Here is a 13,430-nt window from a genome sequence, read left to right as displayed (position 1 = left end):
ATTATTATCAATCGTTAAGAAAAGTAAAAAAAAGTAAACCTTCAAAAAAATCTCTTAAAGAACTAGCCATTTAGAATTCCGTTATTGTATCGTTGCACTTATCGTGGTCAAGAGTAATTTAGGAAAAACTCCCTATTTTCTGATTTTGATCTCCGTTTTTGGATACAGTCATCTCTTAACCGGAAATCTCCACAGTAACTTGGTATTCGGAAGGAATCCATTATGGCGAGACTTGATTATTACGCTCCCGGTGTTTATATCGAAGAAGTCAATCGCGGCAGTCGTCCCATTGAAGGGGTTCCGACTGCTGTAGGTGGCTTTGTCGGTTTTACCGAAGACATCCGAGGGGGCGCAGAACCCTTTAAACCGATGTTGGTTACCACTTGGGATCAATATCTGCAATATTTTGGCCGACCCAACTCCGATGGGTTTACCGACTTTGGCGCTTATCTCCCCTTAAGTGTCTACGGATGGTTCCTCAATGGCGGCGGCCGTTGCTGGATCGTCAGCATCGGCACGCGCTTACCTGGTTCCCCAGAACCCGAAGCCACCGAAACCGGAACCAGCATTATGAACCGGGGAAACAGACCCTCCCTGAAGTTTTCCATCCGTGCCGGTTCTGACCTAACGACCACTGGCGATAGTGGCTCCATCAATGCCGCCCTCGTACCCATGGATCGCTCCGTTCGGGTGCAAATTATGGACGGAGAACCCAAACCGCCACCGGAAGAGTCAGAAGCTTCTAGCACAACCATCACCGCCAATACCGGGGAATTTTTCACCGTAGTCGTCGCCCAAGGAGATGAAGAACTCGAACGGTTTGAAAACTTGACCATGAATCCCCAAATCGAGACTTCTGTGGCCAATTATGTGGTGACGGCCTTAGAAGAATCGGAATATATTGCGGCCGTAGACCTATCCATAAGTGGCTCTCCCCTAGCCCGACGACCCAGTAATGGAGTATATGAAATCAGTCCTCCCCTGGTGATGCCTCCCCCCGATCGCTTCTCCCAACACATTGAAGGGGTACGAGATGACCGCACCGGGGTTCGCGGACTCTTCGAGATTGACGAAGTAACGATCATGGCTTGCCCCGATCTAATGAAAGTCTACGAAGCGGGGCTGATCAACATCGACCAACTCCACGGCATTATGGATGTCATGGTCAGTCTCTGTGAAGGAGCGGCCGATGGGGATATTCCCAACGCTCCCAACCGGATGGTGATTCTCGATCCGCCCCCAGACCGGGTAAAACCCCAAGAAATCAGTCGTTGGCTGCGAGAAGAATTTAATCGCCGTTCCCAGTTTGCTGCCCTCTATTATCCCTGGATTCGCGTTCCCAATCCCAGAAATTCCGGTCGCCCAGTCGCAATTCCTCCCAGTGGCTATATGGCTGGGGTTTGGTCTCGCACCGATGAAACGCGAGGCGTTTATAAAGCACCCGCCAATGAAGTGCCTAGAGGGGTGATGGGTTTAGCCTACGATTGTAATTTCCGGGAACAGGAACTGCTCAATCCGGCCGGAATTAACTGTATCCGTCCCTTCCCCAACCGAGGCATTCGGGTTTGGGGAGCGAGAACTCTGGTTGAGCCAGATAATATCCAATGGCGCTATATCAACGTTCGCCGCTTGATGAGCTACATCGAGAAATCCATCGAAAATGGAATGCAATGGGTAGTGTTTGAACCCAATGATGAAGACCTGTGGCAACGGGTTAAACGCACGATTACCAGCTTCTTAACAGATTTGTGGCGATCGGGCGCTCTCATGGGAGGATCTGCCGCTCAAGCATTCTATGTTAAGTGCGATGCCGATATCAATACGCCCCAAAGTATGATGCTCGGTCGATTGTATGTAGAAGTCGGTATTGCTCCCGTGCGACCGGCTGAATTTGTCATCTTCCGCATCAGTCAGTGGACGGCTGAAGGCGAAGGTTGATCCTCCCCAACCCCCCCCTTAAAAAAGGGGGGCATTAGAAGTCCCCCTTGAAAAGGGGGATTTAGGGGGATCGGCAATGTCCCACATAAAGCGCAAAAACTGCTGTAAATTCTTACCCATTACCTATTACCCATTACTTATTACCCATTACCCATCAGTAAAAGGAAACTCACACCATGGCACCTCCAGTTTATACAACTACAGCCAACCGATTTTATCTAAACTTTGAAGGCTTAGAAGAATTAGAAGTCAAAAGTATGGCAGCTCTAACCTATGAAGGTAAAGTAACCGGTGGCGATAAACCCATTCACAGTGGTAGACATGGTGGAGCCAGACATACCACGGTCGCCGGTTATGAAACCAACCCCTCCATGACCATTGAAGTTTACGTCAATGATGATACCCAAGGCGCAGCTCGACGGCTATTTGACTGGTTTATCGATGTGATGCCTAAAGAAGAAGAGGGGGGTGGCAATTGGGCCAATAGTCGTAAATCCGGTTCGCTGGTTGTCTACGATCCTAGTAATAAGGAAGTTCTACGATGGAATCTAGACCGAGCTTGGATTAAAAAGTATTCAGTTTCTGATGTCGATGCAACTTCTGGGGAATTGGTCATGGAAACCTATGAGTTTGTCGCTGAGAAAATCACTAAAGTTGTCGCCATGTCAAACGCAGCTTAGTGGATGGTTTCATCTAAAATGATGCAATAGATACAGCGCTTCGCGCTGTGATGGGGGGATGGGGGAATGGGGGGAACAAACAGCAGACTGGGTAGCGCTTTGAGCTATTTTAGCGATCGTTCAAAACAGTCATTAATGTACCTCATAACAGCAAAAACTGCTATATAGTGCGAGCATCTTGCTCGCTGCCTTCCTCTAGCGAGCAAGATGCTCGCATTACCCAACATCTAAAGTACCCAATGAGCTGCATCAGGGCACTAGAAACTTAACCTCTGTACCTTTTTCCGTTTCTCCTAACTATCTAAAGAGGATATTCAACTATGGAATATTTAACCCAAGCCCGGTTTTATTTTGAATTGAAAGGCATTACCACCCTACAATTACAAAAAGTGAGTGGTATTTCCATGAGCATTGAACCCGCAGCCGAAGGACAAGCCATTTATGCCGGCAAGGATGTGTCTGCTGGAACCCAGATTACCCCTTCTCATGTAAGCTATGAGAATATGACCTTAGAGTTTGTGACAACCGTAGAAAATGATGCGCTCATTAACTGGTATACCAGCTCCCATCCCTCATCCATGACTGGGGGTACAACTACTGCTGTACAAGAAGCTGGCGATGCTTCTTTGATTATGTATAAGCAGGATGGGAAGGAAGGCGCAAGGTATAATATTCTGAATGCTATTCCGGCTAAATATACGACAACTCAAGCTGGCGCTGACAGCAGTGATTTATTTAAGGAAACGATAGAAATTAGCCATACTGGGATTAGAAAAGTCCCGACGGAAGGAACACAGATTGCACCAGTGCCAACCGTATAATTCCAGAAGACAATTAAATTAAGACAAGGGATTTTAATCCCTTGTCTTATCGGTTTGATTTCCAGTATCTTATGGATTGTAAGCTTAAACAGAAATGGCACAAAGTAAAGATGCTTTTAAGAATAGACTGAAGTACCCTGAAATTCTGACGGCTTGCCGGTTTTACGTGGAATTGCATTTAGATGAGTCAAAGGATGGGGTTGATGGACTATTTATGGAGTGCAAAGGCTTTAAGGTTGCTCAAGAAGTAGTGGAATTTACGGAAATTTTTCCGGAACCTTGGGGTAAAGCCAAGCGAGGCAGATTGTATACCTCTAAACTGCCTGGTGCTAAAAAAACGGTAGATAATATTAGCCTTAGACGCGGATTAAGTAGCTCAGAAACTCTTTGGAACTGGTTGAATGCAGTACAGCAAGGGAATTGGTCTAGGCAGCGCCGCAGTGGGTCGATCGCCATTTATCGTCAGAATGGTGATATTGGCGCTCTGTTTCAGTTTGAGAATGCTTGGCCGATTAGCTATAGTGTCACGGATAACACGGCTTCGAGTTCAGAACTCGCTTGCGAAGAGTTGGAAATGGCTTGTGAGGTGTTTAAGCGGATTTCGCCCCCGTAGGGGAATTAAAAATTAAAAATTAAAAATTAAAAATTAAAAATTAAATCTGTTATCTGCTCCCCTATCTCCCTATCCCCCTATCACAGCACAAAGCTCCGTCGAGTTAACCGATCAATTGAAACTACTCTATGCTGCAAACTGAGTTTGATTTTACGTTGCCGAAAGGCTATTTAGACTCCGAGGGAAATCTGCACCGTCAGGGAAAGATGCGCTTATCTCGTGCGATGGATGAGATTATCCCCATGCGCGATCCGAGGGTGATGGATAATCCGGCTTATGCGACGGTGATTATTTTGGCGCGGGTGATTATTCAATTGGGAACACTACAGGAAATTTCTCCGGCTGTGGTGGAAAATATGTTTGCTGTAGATTTAAGTTATCTTCAGGATTTTTATCGTCAAATTAATGAGTTGGAACCGGTAGAGAATGATATCAAGTCCGGTTAATTTGTTAAGAAGCGGGCAAGATGCCCGCACTCCTCTAATCCCTTGATATTACTGGAGTGGGAGCGTCTCGCTCCCTAAATTTTTAATCATGGTATTTCCACTTCGCGGACATGAACAATCGGACTTGATATGACTGAAGAAAGGGATGATTTAATCGGGTTTAGCTTTGTCTTACCGAAAGGGTTGGTGGATGAGGAAGGAACGGTGCATCGAGAAGGGATTATACGTCTAGCGACAGGACAAGATGAGATAATGGGCGATCGCCACCCGACTCTCTCCGACTACCCCGATTATCGCCCTCTCGTCATGCTCTCGCGCACCATTGTGCAACTCGGTACACTCCCCTCCCTCACTCCAGAAGCCTTAGAAAACCTCTTTCTCATCGATTTAGATTACCTGCTCGATGTCTACAACAGCATTAACCCTACGGAGGCAGAATTAATTCTATCGGGGGAGTAACTGGCTACCCCCTACCCCAGTTGTATCGGGAGGTAGCCTTTATCGCTTTTCATTTTCACTGGTCTAGGGCCGAAATTCTCGCCCTCGATCATCAAGAGCGTCAGCAATGGGTGGTAGAAATTGCGGGGATGTTAAATCCTGAGTAGTCTGATGGTATTGATTTGGGCTAAAGCATGATGGAATTGAGCAATGATCCCCTGTGGAAACAAGTGTTGGAGTTTGCGCGAGTGAGTACCCAAGAAGTCGGGGAAGAACTCCTGAAGCAGTTTGGCCGGGTGCAGGGAGAGGAAAAGGCGGATGGTTCCTTGGTAACTCAGTCCGATCGATGGGCCGATCGCCAACTGCAAAATCGGATTTTAGCCCAGTTCCCCGATCATGGAGTCTTAACGGAGGAAGCGGCCAAACAGTTTCCCGATACTCCCTTCTGTTGGATCGTCGATCCCATTGACGGAACCACTAATTTTACTCGTGGGGTTCCTCTGTGGGGGATTTCCATGGCCCTGCTCTATCAAGGGACTCCTGTCTTTGGCTATGTCCATTTTCCCCCCACTCGTCAGTCCTTTTATGGGTTTTGGAATGCTCCCCCAGAACTCAACGGCCATCCAGTGGGGGCTTTTTTGCAAGATCGAGGGATTACCCCCACATCCGATCGCCCCAGTGGAAATCATTTCTTTAATCTTTGCGCTCGTAGTATTTCTGTATTGCAGAGCGATCGCGGCCCTTTTCCCTGTAAAATTCGTATGTTGGGGGTTGCAACCTACAATATGCTCACCGTTGCGGCTGGAATTGCTATCGGTGGGGTAGAAGCGACCCCAAAAATCTGGGATATTGCCGCAGTTTGGGCGATCGCCCATGCTGCCGGTGCAGTCTGGGTTCCTCTCACCGATTCCGCACCCTTTCCCCTGATCGTGGGTGCAGATTATCATCATTGTCCCTATCCCACCCTGATCGTTAGTCGCTCCCAATGGGTGGAGCTGTTCCAACCCTGGCTAGTCACTCTTACTCAATAGGCGGATTTAAGGGACTTCTCTTATTAAGAGTTTAATGCAACAAACTTTAAGTTATTGTTAAGAAGCTTTACGGCGATCGCCATAACGTTCTTGAGTTTTCTGGGCGATCGCATGAATATCCACCGGCGCTTGATGCTCAACTATCGCTTCCTCCACCACTTGGTGGGCATGTTCCCAACAGCGACCACAACTACTAGAGACTTTCAGGCGATCGCACACCATATCCACAGAACACGCTCCCTGAGCCACCGCCTTGCGAATATCGCGGTCTGTAACAGCATGACAGATACAAATGTACATCCCAGTTCACTGCCTCCACTAGATTTAAAAACCTTCTCTTCACCTAATCCCATATTAATGAAAAGAATTCTCAAGTAACCAGTCCATTATGCATTGACAGCCCCCAGGAAGTCAAGTAGGATCGGCAAAGACCGCTTGAAATCCAGAGCCGTTCTAAACCAAAACTCTAAAAGCCGTCTAATCAATCAGTTAGGAGTACACGAATGCAGGGTGATCCCAATGTCAAAGCCCAATTAAATGCTGCCCTCAAACTTCAATTGACAGCCATTAACCAGTTTTTTCTCCATGCCAGAATCTGCAAAAACTGGGGACTTCATCAGCTCAACGACAAAGTATACAAAGCATCGATTGAAGCAATGAAACACGCCGACAAGCTGATTGAGCGAGTTTTGTTCCTAGAAGGTTTACCCAACCTGCAAGATTTAGGGAAACTGCTCATTGGCGAAGATGTACCGGAAGTCTTGCAAAACGACTTGACGATGTATCAAGAGATCCGGACTACTCTGCAACAGGCAATTCAACTGTGCGAATCCCTTCAAGATTATATCAGTCGGGATATGCTAGAAGGCATTCTAGAGGAGACAGAAGAATCCATTGATTGGTTAGAATCCCAACAATGGCTAATCCAAAATTCAGGATTAGAAAACTACTTACAATCGATGATGTAACCATAGGCTATCCCTAGGTCAATTATCAACTACACCAGTTATTAAATGAGAATCGAAAGATGAAAGGGAACGATCGCGTCATTGCCCAACTGCAAAAACTACTCAGAAGTGAACTCGCAGCGAGGGATCAGTATTTCACCCACTCTCGCATGTACGCCGATTGGGGCTTAAACAAGCTCTACGAGCGAATCAACCATGAAATGGAAGAAGAAACCCAACATGCAGATGCCATTATTGGGCGGTTATTATTTTTAGAAACCACCCCCGATTTATCCCAACAGGACGGCTTAAGCATCGGCTCCACTGTGCCAGAAATGCTTAAAAGCGACCTAGATTTAGAGTATAGGGTTGTTGGAGACCTAAAAGAGGCGATCGCCATTTGCGAAACCGAACAAGACTATCAAACCCGTGAAATCCTCAAAGTCATTCTAGCAGACACAGAAGAAGATCACGCCTATTGGTTAGAAAAGCAATTGGGATTAATTGAGAAAATTGGCTTACCCAACTATCTACAATCCCAGATGTAGACCACCCTCATCATTTTTAGTCGTCTTGAGTTAGGGCAGGTTTTCCCTTATCCCCGATCTCAAGTCCGGTTTCCGCAAGCGGACATGAAAAGGGCAAAAGAGAAGCGGGCAAGATGCCCGCACTCCTCCAACCTACCGCTCCTTAATTTTTCCCTTAATCGGCAATTCAATAATAAAAGCCGTTTCTCCACCGGGCAAACACTCACAACTTAAACTGCCCCCATGTTGCTCCACAATAATTTGATGGCTAATAGACAACCCTAAGCCTTGAGCTTTACGATCCATTTTAGTTGTAAAAAATGGATTAAAAATCTGCGAGCGTACTTGGTCTGAGAGACCCCTACCATTATTTTTAATTACAATTTTTACCCGATTATTTTCTGCAACCTTCGTTTGAATACCAATTGTAGGTTCAAGCATTTCCGGACAGTCTTCTAGTGCTTCAATAGCATTATTAAAAATATTTAAAAAAGCCTGATTTAAATCCCTCGGACAACCGGTGATTTTAGGGAGATTACCATAATCTTTAATCCAATGAACAGATAGATGATTCTTATAAGAGTCTAGACTATATTGAATCAAGGTTAGAGTGCTTTCCAGTTCTTGATTAATGCCTAAAATCTTGACATCCGCTTCATCCAGATGGGAAAACTTTTGCAGAGTTAAAACAATAGAGCGAATGCGATCGGCTCCATGATACATCGATTGCATTAAATCCATTAAGTCAGATTTCAGGAACTCAAAATCTAATTCGTTTACAGGATTATCCTCTCTCTGCAAAGATTCTGGATAGTGTTCTTCATAAAAATGAATGATTTTAATTAAATCATTAATATACTCCTTGGCCGGCTCAAAATTACCATAAATAAAACTAATTGGATTATTAATTTGGTGAGCGACTCCTGCAACCAATTCTGCCAAACTCGACATTTTCTCTTTTTGGATTAATTGCACTTGAGTCATCTTTAATTCAGTTAAAGTAGCCTCTAGCTCTTGATTGCGATCGCGCAAATCACGAGTCAGTCTTTGTAACTCTAATTGATGAGTGATTCGGGCTAAAACTTCTTCCACAGCAAAGGGTTTAGTCACATAATCGACTCCCCCCACCTGAAAAGCCTTGATTTTATCTGTCGGTTCATCTAAAGCACTAATAAAAATTACAGGAATTTGCTGAGTCTTCTCCGATTGTTTTAACTGTTCGCAAACCTGATACCCATTCATTTCCGGCATGTTAATATCCAACAAAATCAAATTAGGGATTTTATTTTCAGTTGCCAGCAATGCCATTTTACCATTCAGAGCTTTGCGGACATTGTAATCGCGCTGTTCTAGCATATCCGAGAGTAGACGAAGATTGACCGGTGTATCATCAACAATCAAGATATCAATAGGATCGGATGCAGTTTCAGATAAAATCATAGAAAGTTACCATTTTTAGAGTTTTTATCAAATCAGTAGAACTCGATCTTTTATCGATCCAATTGATCGACTAATTGCAGTATCAGATCGAATCGAAAATCAATTGCCATTACGGTGAGATCGGAAGCCAGTAAAGCCTGTTCATCCGGCAAATCTTCTATTAAGTCTAGTATGATTTTGTCACTCCCTTGAGCTGCCGCATCAGATAAGGCTTCAATCCAATCCGGAGGCATTTGGCATAAAGCGAGTCTAGTCTCTTCTAATTCCGGGTCATTATTGCAGTATGAAGCCGATTCATTTACCGTTCCAGAGGCTTCTTGCTCATATTCATAAACCACATCTAAATGTTTAGCGATGATCTCTAATAATTCTTGTTCTTGGAAGGGTTTACGGACAAAATCATTAAATCCAGTATCCAGAACATTCTGGCGGGTTTCTTCAAAAGCACTAGCACTAATAGCGATAACGGGAACAGCACCGAGTTGAGGGTTGTTCTGTTGTTTCTGTCGAATATTTCTCAGCGCTTCATAGCCATCCATTTGTGGCATTTGTAAATCCATAAAAATTAAGTCTGGATGGTCAGATTCACAAGCCGCAATGCCTTCAAGTCCATTATTAGCCGTAGTAACCATAAAACCGATGCGATCTAGAAGATCCGATAACAGTAAGCGATTAGCAGAATTATCTTCAATGACTAGAATGTGATAGGTGGGTTGATGGGGAGCTAATCCAACGATACGACCGCAATTTTCTCTCTCAGATTCTATCACTTCATAAACCACAGGAGTGATGGGAATGACAAAGCTAAATTTAGCCCCTTCACCTAAACGACTCTCAACTGTGATTTCACCTCCCATTAATTTTACAAATTGTTGACTGATGGGTAACCCCAGTCCTGTTCCTTCTTCTGAAGCTAGTCCGGTTTGAGTTTGCTCGAAGGCTTGAAATAGTTTATTTTGTTCTTCTGGGGCAATTCCTGGGCCGGTATCTTCTACTGCAAAGTAGAGGACTAAAGATTCTGGATGGCTAATGGGTTGAACGTCTAAAGTGACTGAACCGGTTTGAGTAAATTTGATCGCATTTCCCAATAAGTTAATGAGGACTTGCCGCAGTTTACTCTCATCGGTACGAATGATTTGGGGTACATCTGCGTCAATATTAAAGTGTAAATTGAGGTTTTTACCTTCGGCTTTTAAAGCCAACATTTCCTGAAGATTGTTGAGTAATTGAGGAAAGTTAAAATCATTTTCTCGCAGTACGGTACGCCCCGCTTCAATTTTAGACATTTCTAAAATGTCATTAATGAGGGCTAATAAGTGTTCTCCAGAGCGATTAATAATTTCGATGTATTGGCGGCATTTTTCGGGGAGGCCAGGATTGACCGTCATGAGTTGACTGAAGCCTAAAATGGCATTCAGGGGTGTGCGTAATTCATGACTCATGTTGGCGAGAAATTGACTCTTGGCGCGGTTGGCACTATCGGCGGCTTCTTTGGCTTGGGCGAGTTCTTTGGCTTGCTGTTGGGTTTGCTCAAAGAGTTCAGCTTGCTGGACGGCAACGCCCAATTGATTGCTAATTTTGGAGAAGATGGTGATTTCTGGGGTTTGCCATGGTCGGGGCGTAGAGTTTTGGTAAGCAGCGAGTAATCCCCAAAGTTTATTGTGGGCAAAGATGGGAACGATGAGATAGGCTCTAGCTTGCATTTTCCGCAGGAGTGCTAGATAGCATGGGCTAAAGCCTGCGGTTTCGATGTCAGGTACGCTACTACAGGCAATTTTTTCGTAGAAGCGCCCGCCTTGGGTTTCTTGGAGATAGGTATCTTCGATGAAGGGTTCTGAGGTGCTAAGTCGGCATTCTTCGGTGTCGGTGGTTTGATAGAGTTCGGGTAGGCTTTCCCAGTCTGGGGAGAGGAGGGGTATCCAACCTTGGGTGACGGATTCGGCAACAATTTCGCCGCTCCAGTCAGGATCGAAACGATAGACGACGAGGCGATCGCACTCTAGAGCTAAACGGAGTTCTTCGGTGGTAGACTGAAATATCTCCCTGATGTCCAGGGTGAGGCGCATTTGCTCCAGAATGTGGGTGATGGTTTGTTCCCGTTTGACAATGTGTTGCAGGATGGTATTGGCCTGTTCTAAGTCGGTCGTGCGTTCAACAACGCGCTGTTCGAGTTCGGTTTTGGCTTGGGTGAGGGCTTCGGTGGCTTCTTGCCGTTGCAGTTCGGCGGCAGCACGAGCAGCGAAGACTTGCAAGAGTCCTTGGGTGCGATCGTCTTTGGGTAGGGGTTTGGAGTCTACAATGCAGAGGTTGCCCATGATCTGTTGTTGTTCATCGATGAGGGGTACGCCTAAATAACTGACAGCGTTCAGGGGGGGTAGGAGGGGATCGTCTGGAAAGAGGGCTTGTAGGTTGTCCCCATACCAGCAAGGTTGACCCTGCTTGATGACATCTTGGCAGGGGGTTCCAGCCAGGGGATATTCGATGTTGTTTTGCAGTTGACTGTCCATCCAAATGGCGAGGGTTTGCAGATTTTGATCGACTTTTTGGGCGATCGCCACATACTCTACCTGAAGGGCAGTAGCTAAATGATGGATGAGAGCGGGAAAAAATTTCTCTCCGGTAACCGCAGCCGTTCCGGTGACAATATTGCTTAAAATCTGTTCTGTGCGCTGGCGTTGCTCCATTTCTGCTTGCAGCTCTCGATTGATGGCTTCGAGTTCTTCTGGAGTTTTCAGAGCGAGGAACTGGGGCAATAGCACCACCATTTGAGCGGCTGTCCAACAGGAAACTAAGGCTGTGATTGCCCGTTCTATGCCAGAGAGCCAATAGGCGGGATGCCAAAGCGTCCAAATATCGAGCAGGTGTCCGATGCCACAGCAAATGATAAAGGCTCCAAACAGGTAAAATATGCCCATGAAGGGCATACGGCGCTTGTGGACGAAGTAAATCAGGAGAGCGGGAATAGAAAAATAGGCGATCGCAATCAACGCATCACTGGTGACATGCAGCCAAATCAGGGGGGTTTGCCACAAATAACACGAACCATGGGGCATATATTGGCTAGGAGAGAAAATATTTTGTAAAAAGTTCCACATAGATGAAGTCAAGGTGAGCGATGAAGCAGAAACAGCGCCTAATCAATTTATTCTATCGAAAATCATCTATTCTTACTAGAGTTCAATTATTCTGTTGTCATTCGTTCATCATTCTTGTAGTTCGCGATGGTTAATTAACTAGGATTATGTCCCCAACTACTGAAAAACACCTCATCCTTGGGGCAGGTTTTATCGGACTCGGCATTGCCGCAGCCCTTAAATCTGCCCAAATTCCCTACGATCAAGTGGATGCCAGCGATGATATAGGCGGAAATTGGTATCACGGTGTTTATGAAACTGCCCATATCATCTCCTCTCGCCAAGTCACCGAGTTTCCCCATTTCCCCATGCCGGGGGACTATCCCGACTTTCCCAGTGCCGCCCAAATGTTAGCCTACTTGCGTAACTTTGCCGACCATTATCAATTACAAGAAAACATCGAACTTAACCGCAAAGTCACCACCATTTATCCCATCTCCAATAACCTTTGGCGGGTTATCTTTGACAACGGAGAAGAACGGATTTACAAAGGCATATTAATCTGCAATGGCCATCACTGGTGCAAGCGCTTTCCCGAATTTCAGGGAGAGTTTACAGGCAAAATGATTCATTCTAAAGATTACAAACATCCCGACCAACTGCGCGGTAAACGAGTCCTCGTCATTGGCGGCGGTAACTCCGGTTGTGATATTGCCGCCGAAGCTGCACGAGTGGCCGAAAAATCTTTTTTGAGCTTGCGCGAGTCCGTTTGGTTTATCCCCAAAACCTTTGCCGGAATTCCGGTTGTTAATCTGGTTCAATGGTGGATGCCAGAATGGGTACAGCGAGCTATGGCTCATACTATTATAAACCTCACCTTTGGCCCCCATAAACGCTATGGTTTACCTAAACCCAACCATCGCCTATTTACCAAACATCCTACGATTAATAATGAAGTCCCTTACTATATTAAACAAGGGAAAATTATTCCTAAGCCGGGTATCGATCGCTTAGATGACTCTAGGGTGAAGTTTGTAGATGGCACTTCTGCCCCAGTTGATTTGATGGTTTGCGCCACTGGCTATCATCTTGCCTATCCCTTTTTACCGGATGAACTGCAACGGATTAAAGGGGCAACGGTTCAATGTTATGCAGGGACTTTTTTAGATGATTATAAAGGCATTTACTATATTGGTTGGGGACAAGCACGAGGCGGTGTCGGTTCCATTATTGGCCCTTACAGCCAATTTTTAGTTAACTGTTTGCGCTTACAAGAACAAATAAAAATTCCTATCGGGTTAGTATTCAAAAAACTGGGTCAAGAATTACCTGAAACTCATTTATCCGATCCACAAGCTGTTTTGAGACAACTTAAACTAGCTCGTCTTACTTTTCCTGTGATTCGCAAATTTGCCCATTATCTCGATTCTCAGTCTCCTGATTTTGAAAATCAAATTTTGCCTTAAAAAATGGGA

Annotated in this window: 14 protein-coding genes; 11 read left to right on the top strand and 3 right to left on the bottom strand. The window is 45.3% G+C overall.

Annotated features, from left to right (window positions below; genetic code table 11):
• Positions 1-222: 222 nt before the first annotated feature.
• The 8 genes from PMG71_RS18475 to PMG71_RS18445 all read left to right on the top strand — a co-directional run bounded on the left by PMG71_RS18475 (position 223) and on the right by PMG71_RS18445 (position 5,967).
• Positions 223-1,938 (top strand): phage tail sheath family protein, encoded by a 1,716-nt coding sequence (locus tag PMG71_RS18475; RefSeq protein ID WP_283755192.1) that lies wholly within the window; start codon positions 223-225, stop codon positions 1,936-1,938.
• Between the two features lie 176 nt (positions 1,939-2,114).
• Positions 2,115-2,618, top strand: coding sequence for a phage tail protein (locus tag PMG71_RS18470; RefSeq protein WP_283755191.1), 504 nt, complete (start codon positions 2,115-2,117; stop codon positions 2,616-2,618).
• 320 nt (positions 2,619-2,938) lie between these two features.
• The gene (locus PMG71_RS18465) at positions 2,939-3,439 is read left to right on the top strand and encodes a phage tail protein (protein ID WP_283755190.1); all 501 of its coding nucleotides are present in this window, start codon (positions 2,939-2,941) and stop codon (positions 3,437-3,439) included.
• Between the two features lie 94 nt (positions 3,440-3,533).
• Complete coding sequence (locus PMG71_RS18460; protein ID WP_283755189.1) at positions 3,534-4,052, top strand: phage tail protein; 519 nt, start codon at positions 3,534-3,536, stop codon at positions 4,050-4,052.
• A gap of 128 nt (positions 4,053-4,180) precedes the next feature.
• Positions 4,181-4,498, top strand: coding sequence for a hypothetical protein (locus tag PMG71_RS18455; protein ID WP_283755188.1), 318 nt, complete (start codon positions 4,181-4,183; stop codon positions 4,496-4,498).
• Positions 4,499-4,627: 129 nt separating this feature from the next.
• Positions 4,628-4,957 carry a hypothetical protein gene (locus PMG71_RS18450; protein ID WP_283755187.1) on the top strand — a complete coding sequence of 110 codons (330 nt, stop codon included), beginning with the start codon at positions 4,628-4,630 and terminating at the stop codon, positions 4,955-4,957.
• Complete coding sequence (locus tag PMG71_RS24000) at positions 4,945-5,103, top strand: DUF6760 family protein (protein WP_347179331.1); 159 nt, start codon at positions 4,945-4,947, stop codon at positions 5,101-5,103. The genes PMG71_RS18450 and PMG71_RS24000 overlap by 13 nt, the downstream gene beginning before the upstream one ends.
• Before the next feature lie 27 nt (positions 5,104-5,130).
• On the top strand, positions 5,131-5,967 hold the full coding sequence (locus PMG71_RS18445; RefSeq protein ID WP_283755186.1) for an inositol monophosphatase family protein: 837 nt from the start codon (positions 5,131-5,133) through the stop codon (positions 5,965-5,967).
• Between the two features lie 57 nt (positions 5,968-6,024).
• Here the strand turns inward: PMG71_RS18445 and PMG71_RS18440 are convergent, their stop codons facing one another.
• Positions 6,025-6,267 (bottom strand): (2Fe-2S)-binding protein, encoded by a 243-nt coding sequence (locus tag PMG71_RS18440; RefSeq protein ID WP_283755185.1) that lies wholly within the window; start codon positions 6,265-6,267, stop codon positions 6,025-6,027.
• Positions 6,268-6,470: 203 nt separating this feature from the next.
• On the opposite strand from PMG71_RS18440, the gene bfr (PMG71_RS18435) reads away from it, so the two are divergent.
• Together bfr (PMG71_RS18435) and bfr (PMG71_RS18430) are read left to right on the top strand one after the other, a co-directional pair.
• Complete coding sequence (gene bfr, locus PMG71_RS18435) at positions 6,471-6,935, top strand: bacterioferritin (protein ID WP_283755184.1); 465 nt, start codon at positions 6,471-6,473, stop codon at positions 6,933-6,935.
• 59 nt (positions 6,936-6,994) lie between these two features.
• Positions 6,995-7,462 (top strand): bacterioferritin, encoded by a 468-nt coding sequence (gene bfr / locus PMG71_RS18430; protein WP_283755183.1) that lies wholly within the window; start codon positions 6,995-6,997, stop codon positions 7,460-7,462.
• Positions 7,463-7,594: 132 nt separating this feature from the next.
• On the opposite strand, the gene PMG71_RS18425 is transcribed toward bfr (PMG71_RS18430), so the two are convergent.
• Together PMG71_RS18425 and PMG71_RS18420 are read right to left on the bottom strand one after the other, a co-directional pair.
• Positions 7,595-8,881 carry a hybrid sensor histidine kinase/response regulator gene (locus PMG71_RS18425; protein WP_283755182.1) on the bottom strand — a complete coding sequence of 429 codons (1,287 nt, stop codon included), beginning with the start codon at positions 8,879-8,881 and terminating at the stop codon, positions 7,595-7,597.
• A gap of 50 nt (positions 8,882-8,931) precedes the next feature.
• Positions 8,932-11,976: a GAF domain-containing protein gene (locus PMG71_RS18420; RefSeq protein WP_283755181.1), complete on the bottom strand. Its 3,045-nt coding sequence runs from the start codon at positions 11,974-11,976 to the stop codon at positions 8,932-8,934.
• Between the two features lie 146 nt (positions 11,977-12,122).
• On the opposite strand from PMG71_RS18420, the gene PMG71_RS18415 reads away from it, so the two are divergent.
• Positions 12,123-13,421 carry a flavin-containing monooxygenase gene (locus PMG71_RS18415; RefSeq protein ID WP_283755180.1) on the top strand — a complete coding sequence of 433 codons (1,299 nt, stop codon included), beginning with the start codon at positions 12,123-12,125 and terminating at the stop codon, positions 13,419-13,421.
• Positions 13,422-13,430: the final 9 nt, after the last annotated feature.

This window comes from Roseofilum acuticapitatum BLCC-M154 (genome assembly GCF_030068475.1).
Lineage (GTDB): Bacteria > Cyanobacteriota > Cyanobacteriia > Cyanobacteriales > Desertifilaceae > Roseofilum > Roseofilum acuticapitatum.
This window is presented reverse-complemented; position numbering and strand designations above follow the sequence as displayed.

Bases quoted from the DNA above. Each gene is read 5' to 3' on its own strand.
- PMG71_RS18415 (WP_283755180.1), top strand. From the start codon at position 12,123: ATGTCCCCAACTACTGAAAAACACCTCATCCTTGGGGCAGGTTTTATC.
- PMG71_RS18450 (WP_283755187.1), top strand. From the start codon at position 4,628: ATGACTGAAGAAAGGGATGATTTAATCGGGTTTAGCTTTGTCTTACCG.
- bfr (WP_283755184.1), top strand. From the start codon at position 6,471: ATGCAGGGTGATCCCAATGTCAAAGCCCAATTAAATGCTGCCCTCAAA.
- PMG71_RS18445 (WP_283755186.1), top strand. From the start codon at position 5,131: ATGATGGAATTGAGCAATGATCCCCTGTGGAAACAAGTGTTGGAGTTT.
- PMG71_RS18470 (WP_283755191.1), top strand. From the start codon at position 2,115: ATGGCACCTCCAGTTTATACAACTACAGCCAACCGATTTTATCTAAAC.
- bfr (WP_283755183.1), top strand. From the start codon at position 6,995: ATGAAAGGGAACGATCGCGTCATTGCCCAACTGCAAAAACTACTCAGA.
- PMG71_RS18440 (WP_283755185.1), bottom strand. From the start codon at position 6,267: ATGTACATTTGTATCTGTCATGCTGTTACAGACCGCGATATTCGCAAG.
- PMG71_RS18475 (WP_283755192.1), top strand. From the start codon at position 223: ATGGCGAGACTTGATTATTACGCTCCCGGTGTTTATATCGAAGAAGTC.
- PMG71_RS18420 (WP_283755181.1), bottom strand. From the start codon at position 11,976: ATGTGGAACTTTTTACAAAATATTTTCTCTCCTAGCCAATATATGCCC.
- PMG71_RS18465 (WP_283755190.1), top strand. From the start codon at position 2,939: ATGGAATATTTAACCCAAGCCCGGTTTTATTTTGAATTGAAAGGCATT.
- PMG71_RS18460 (WP_283755189.1), top strand. From the start codon at position 3,534: ATGGCACAAAGTAAAGATGCTTTTAAGAATAGACTGAAGTACCCTGAA.
- PMG71_RS18425 (WP_283755182.1), bottom strand. From the start codon at position 8,881: ATGATTTTATCTGAAACTGCATCCGATCCTATTGATATCTTGATTGTT.
- PMG71_RS18455 (WP_283755188.1), top strand. From the start codon at position 4,181: ATGCTGCAAACTGAGTTTGATTTTACGTTGCCGAAAGGCTATTTAGAC.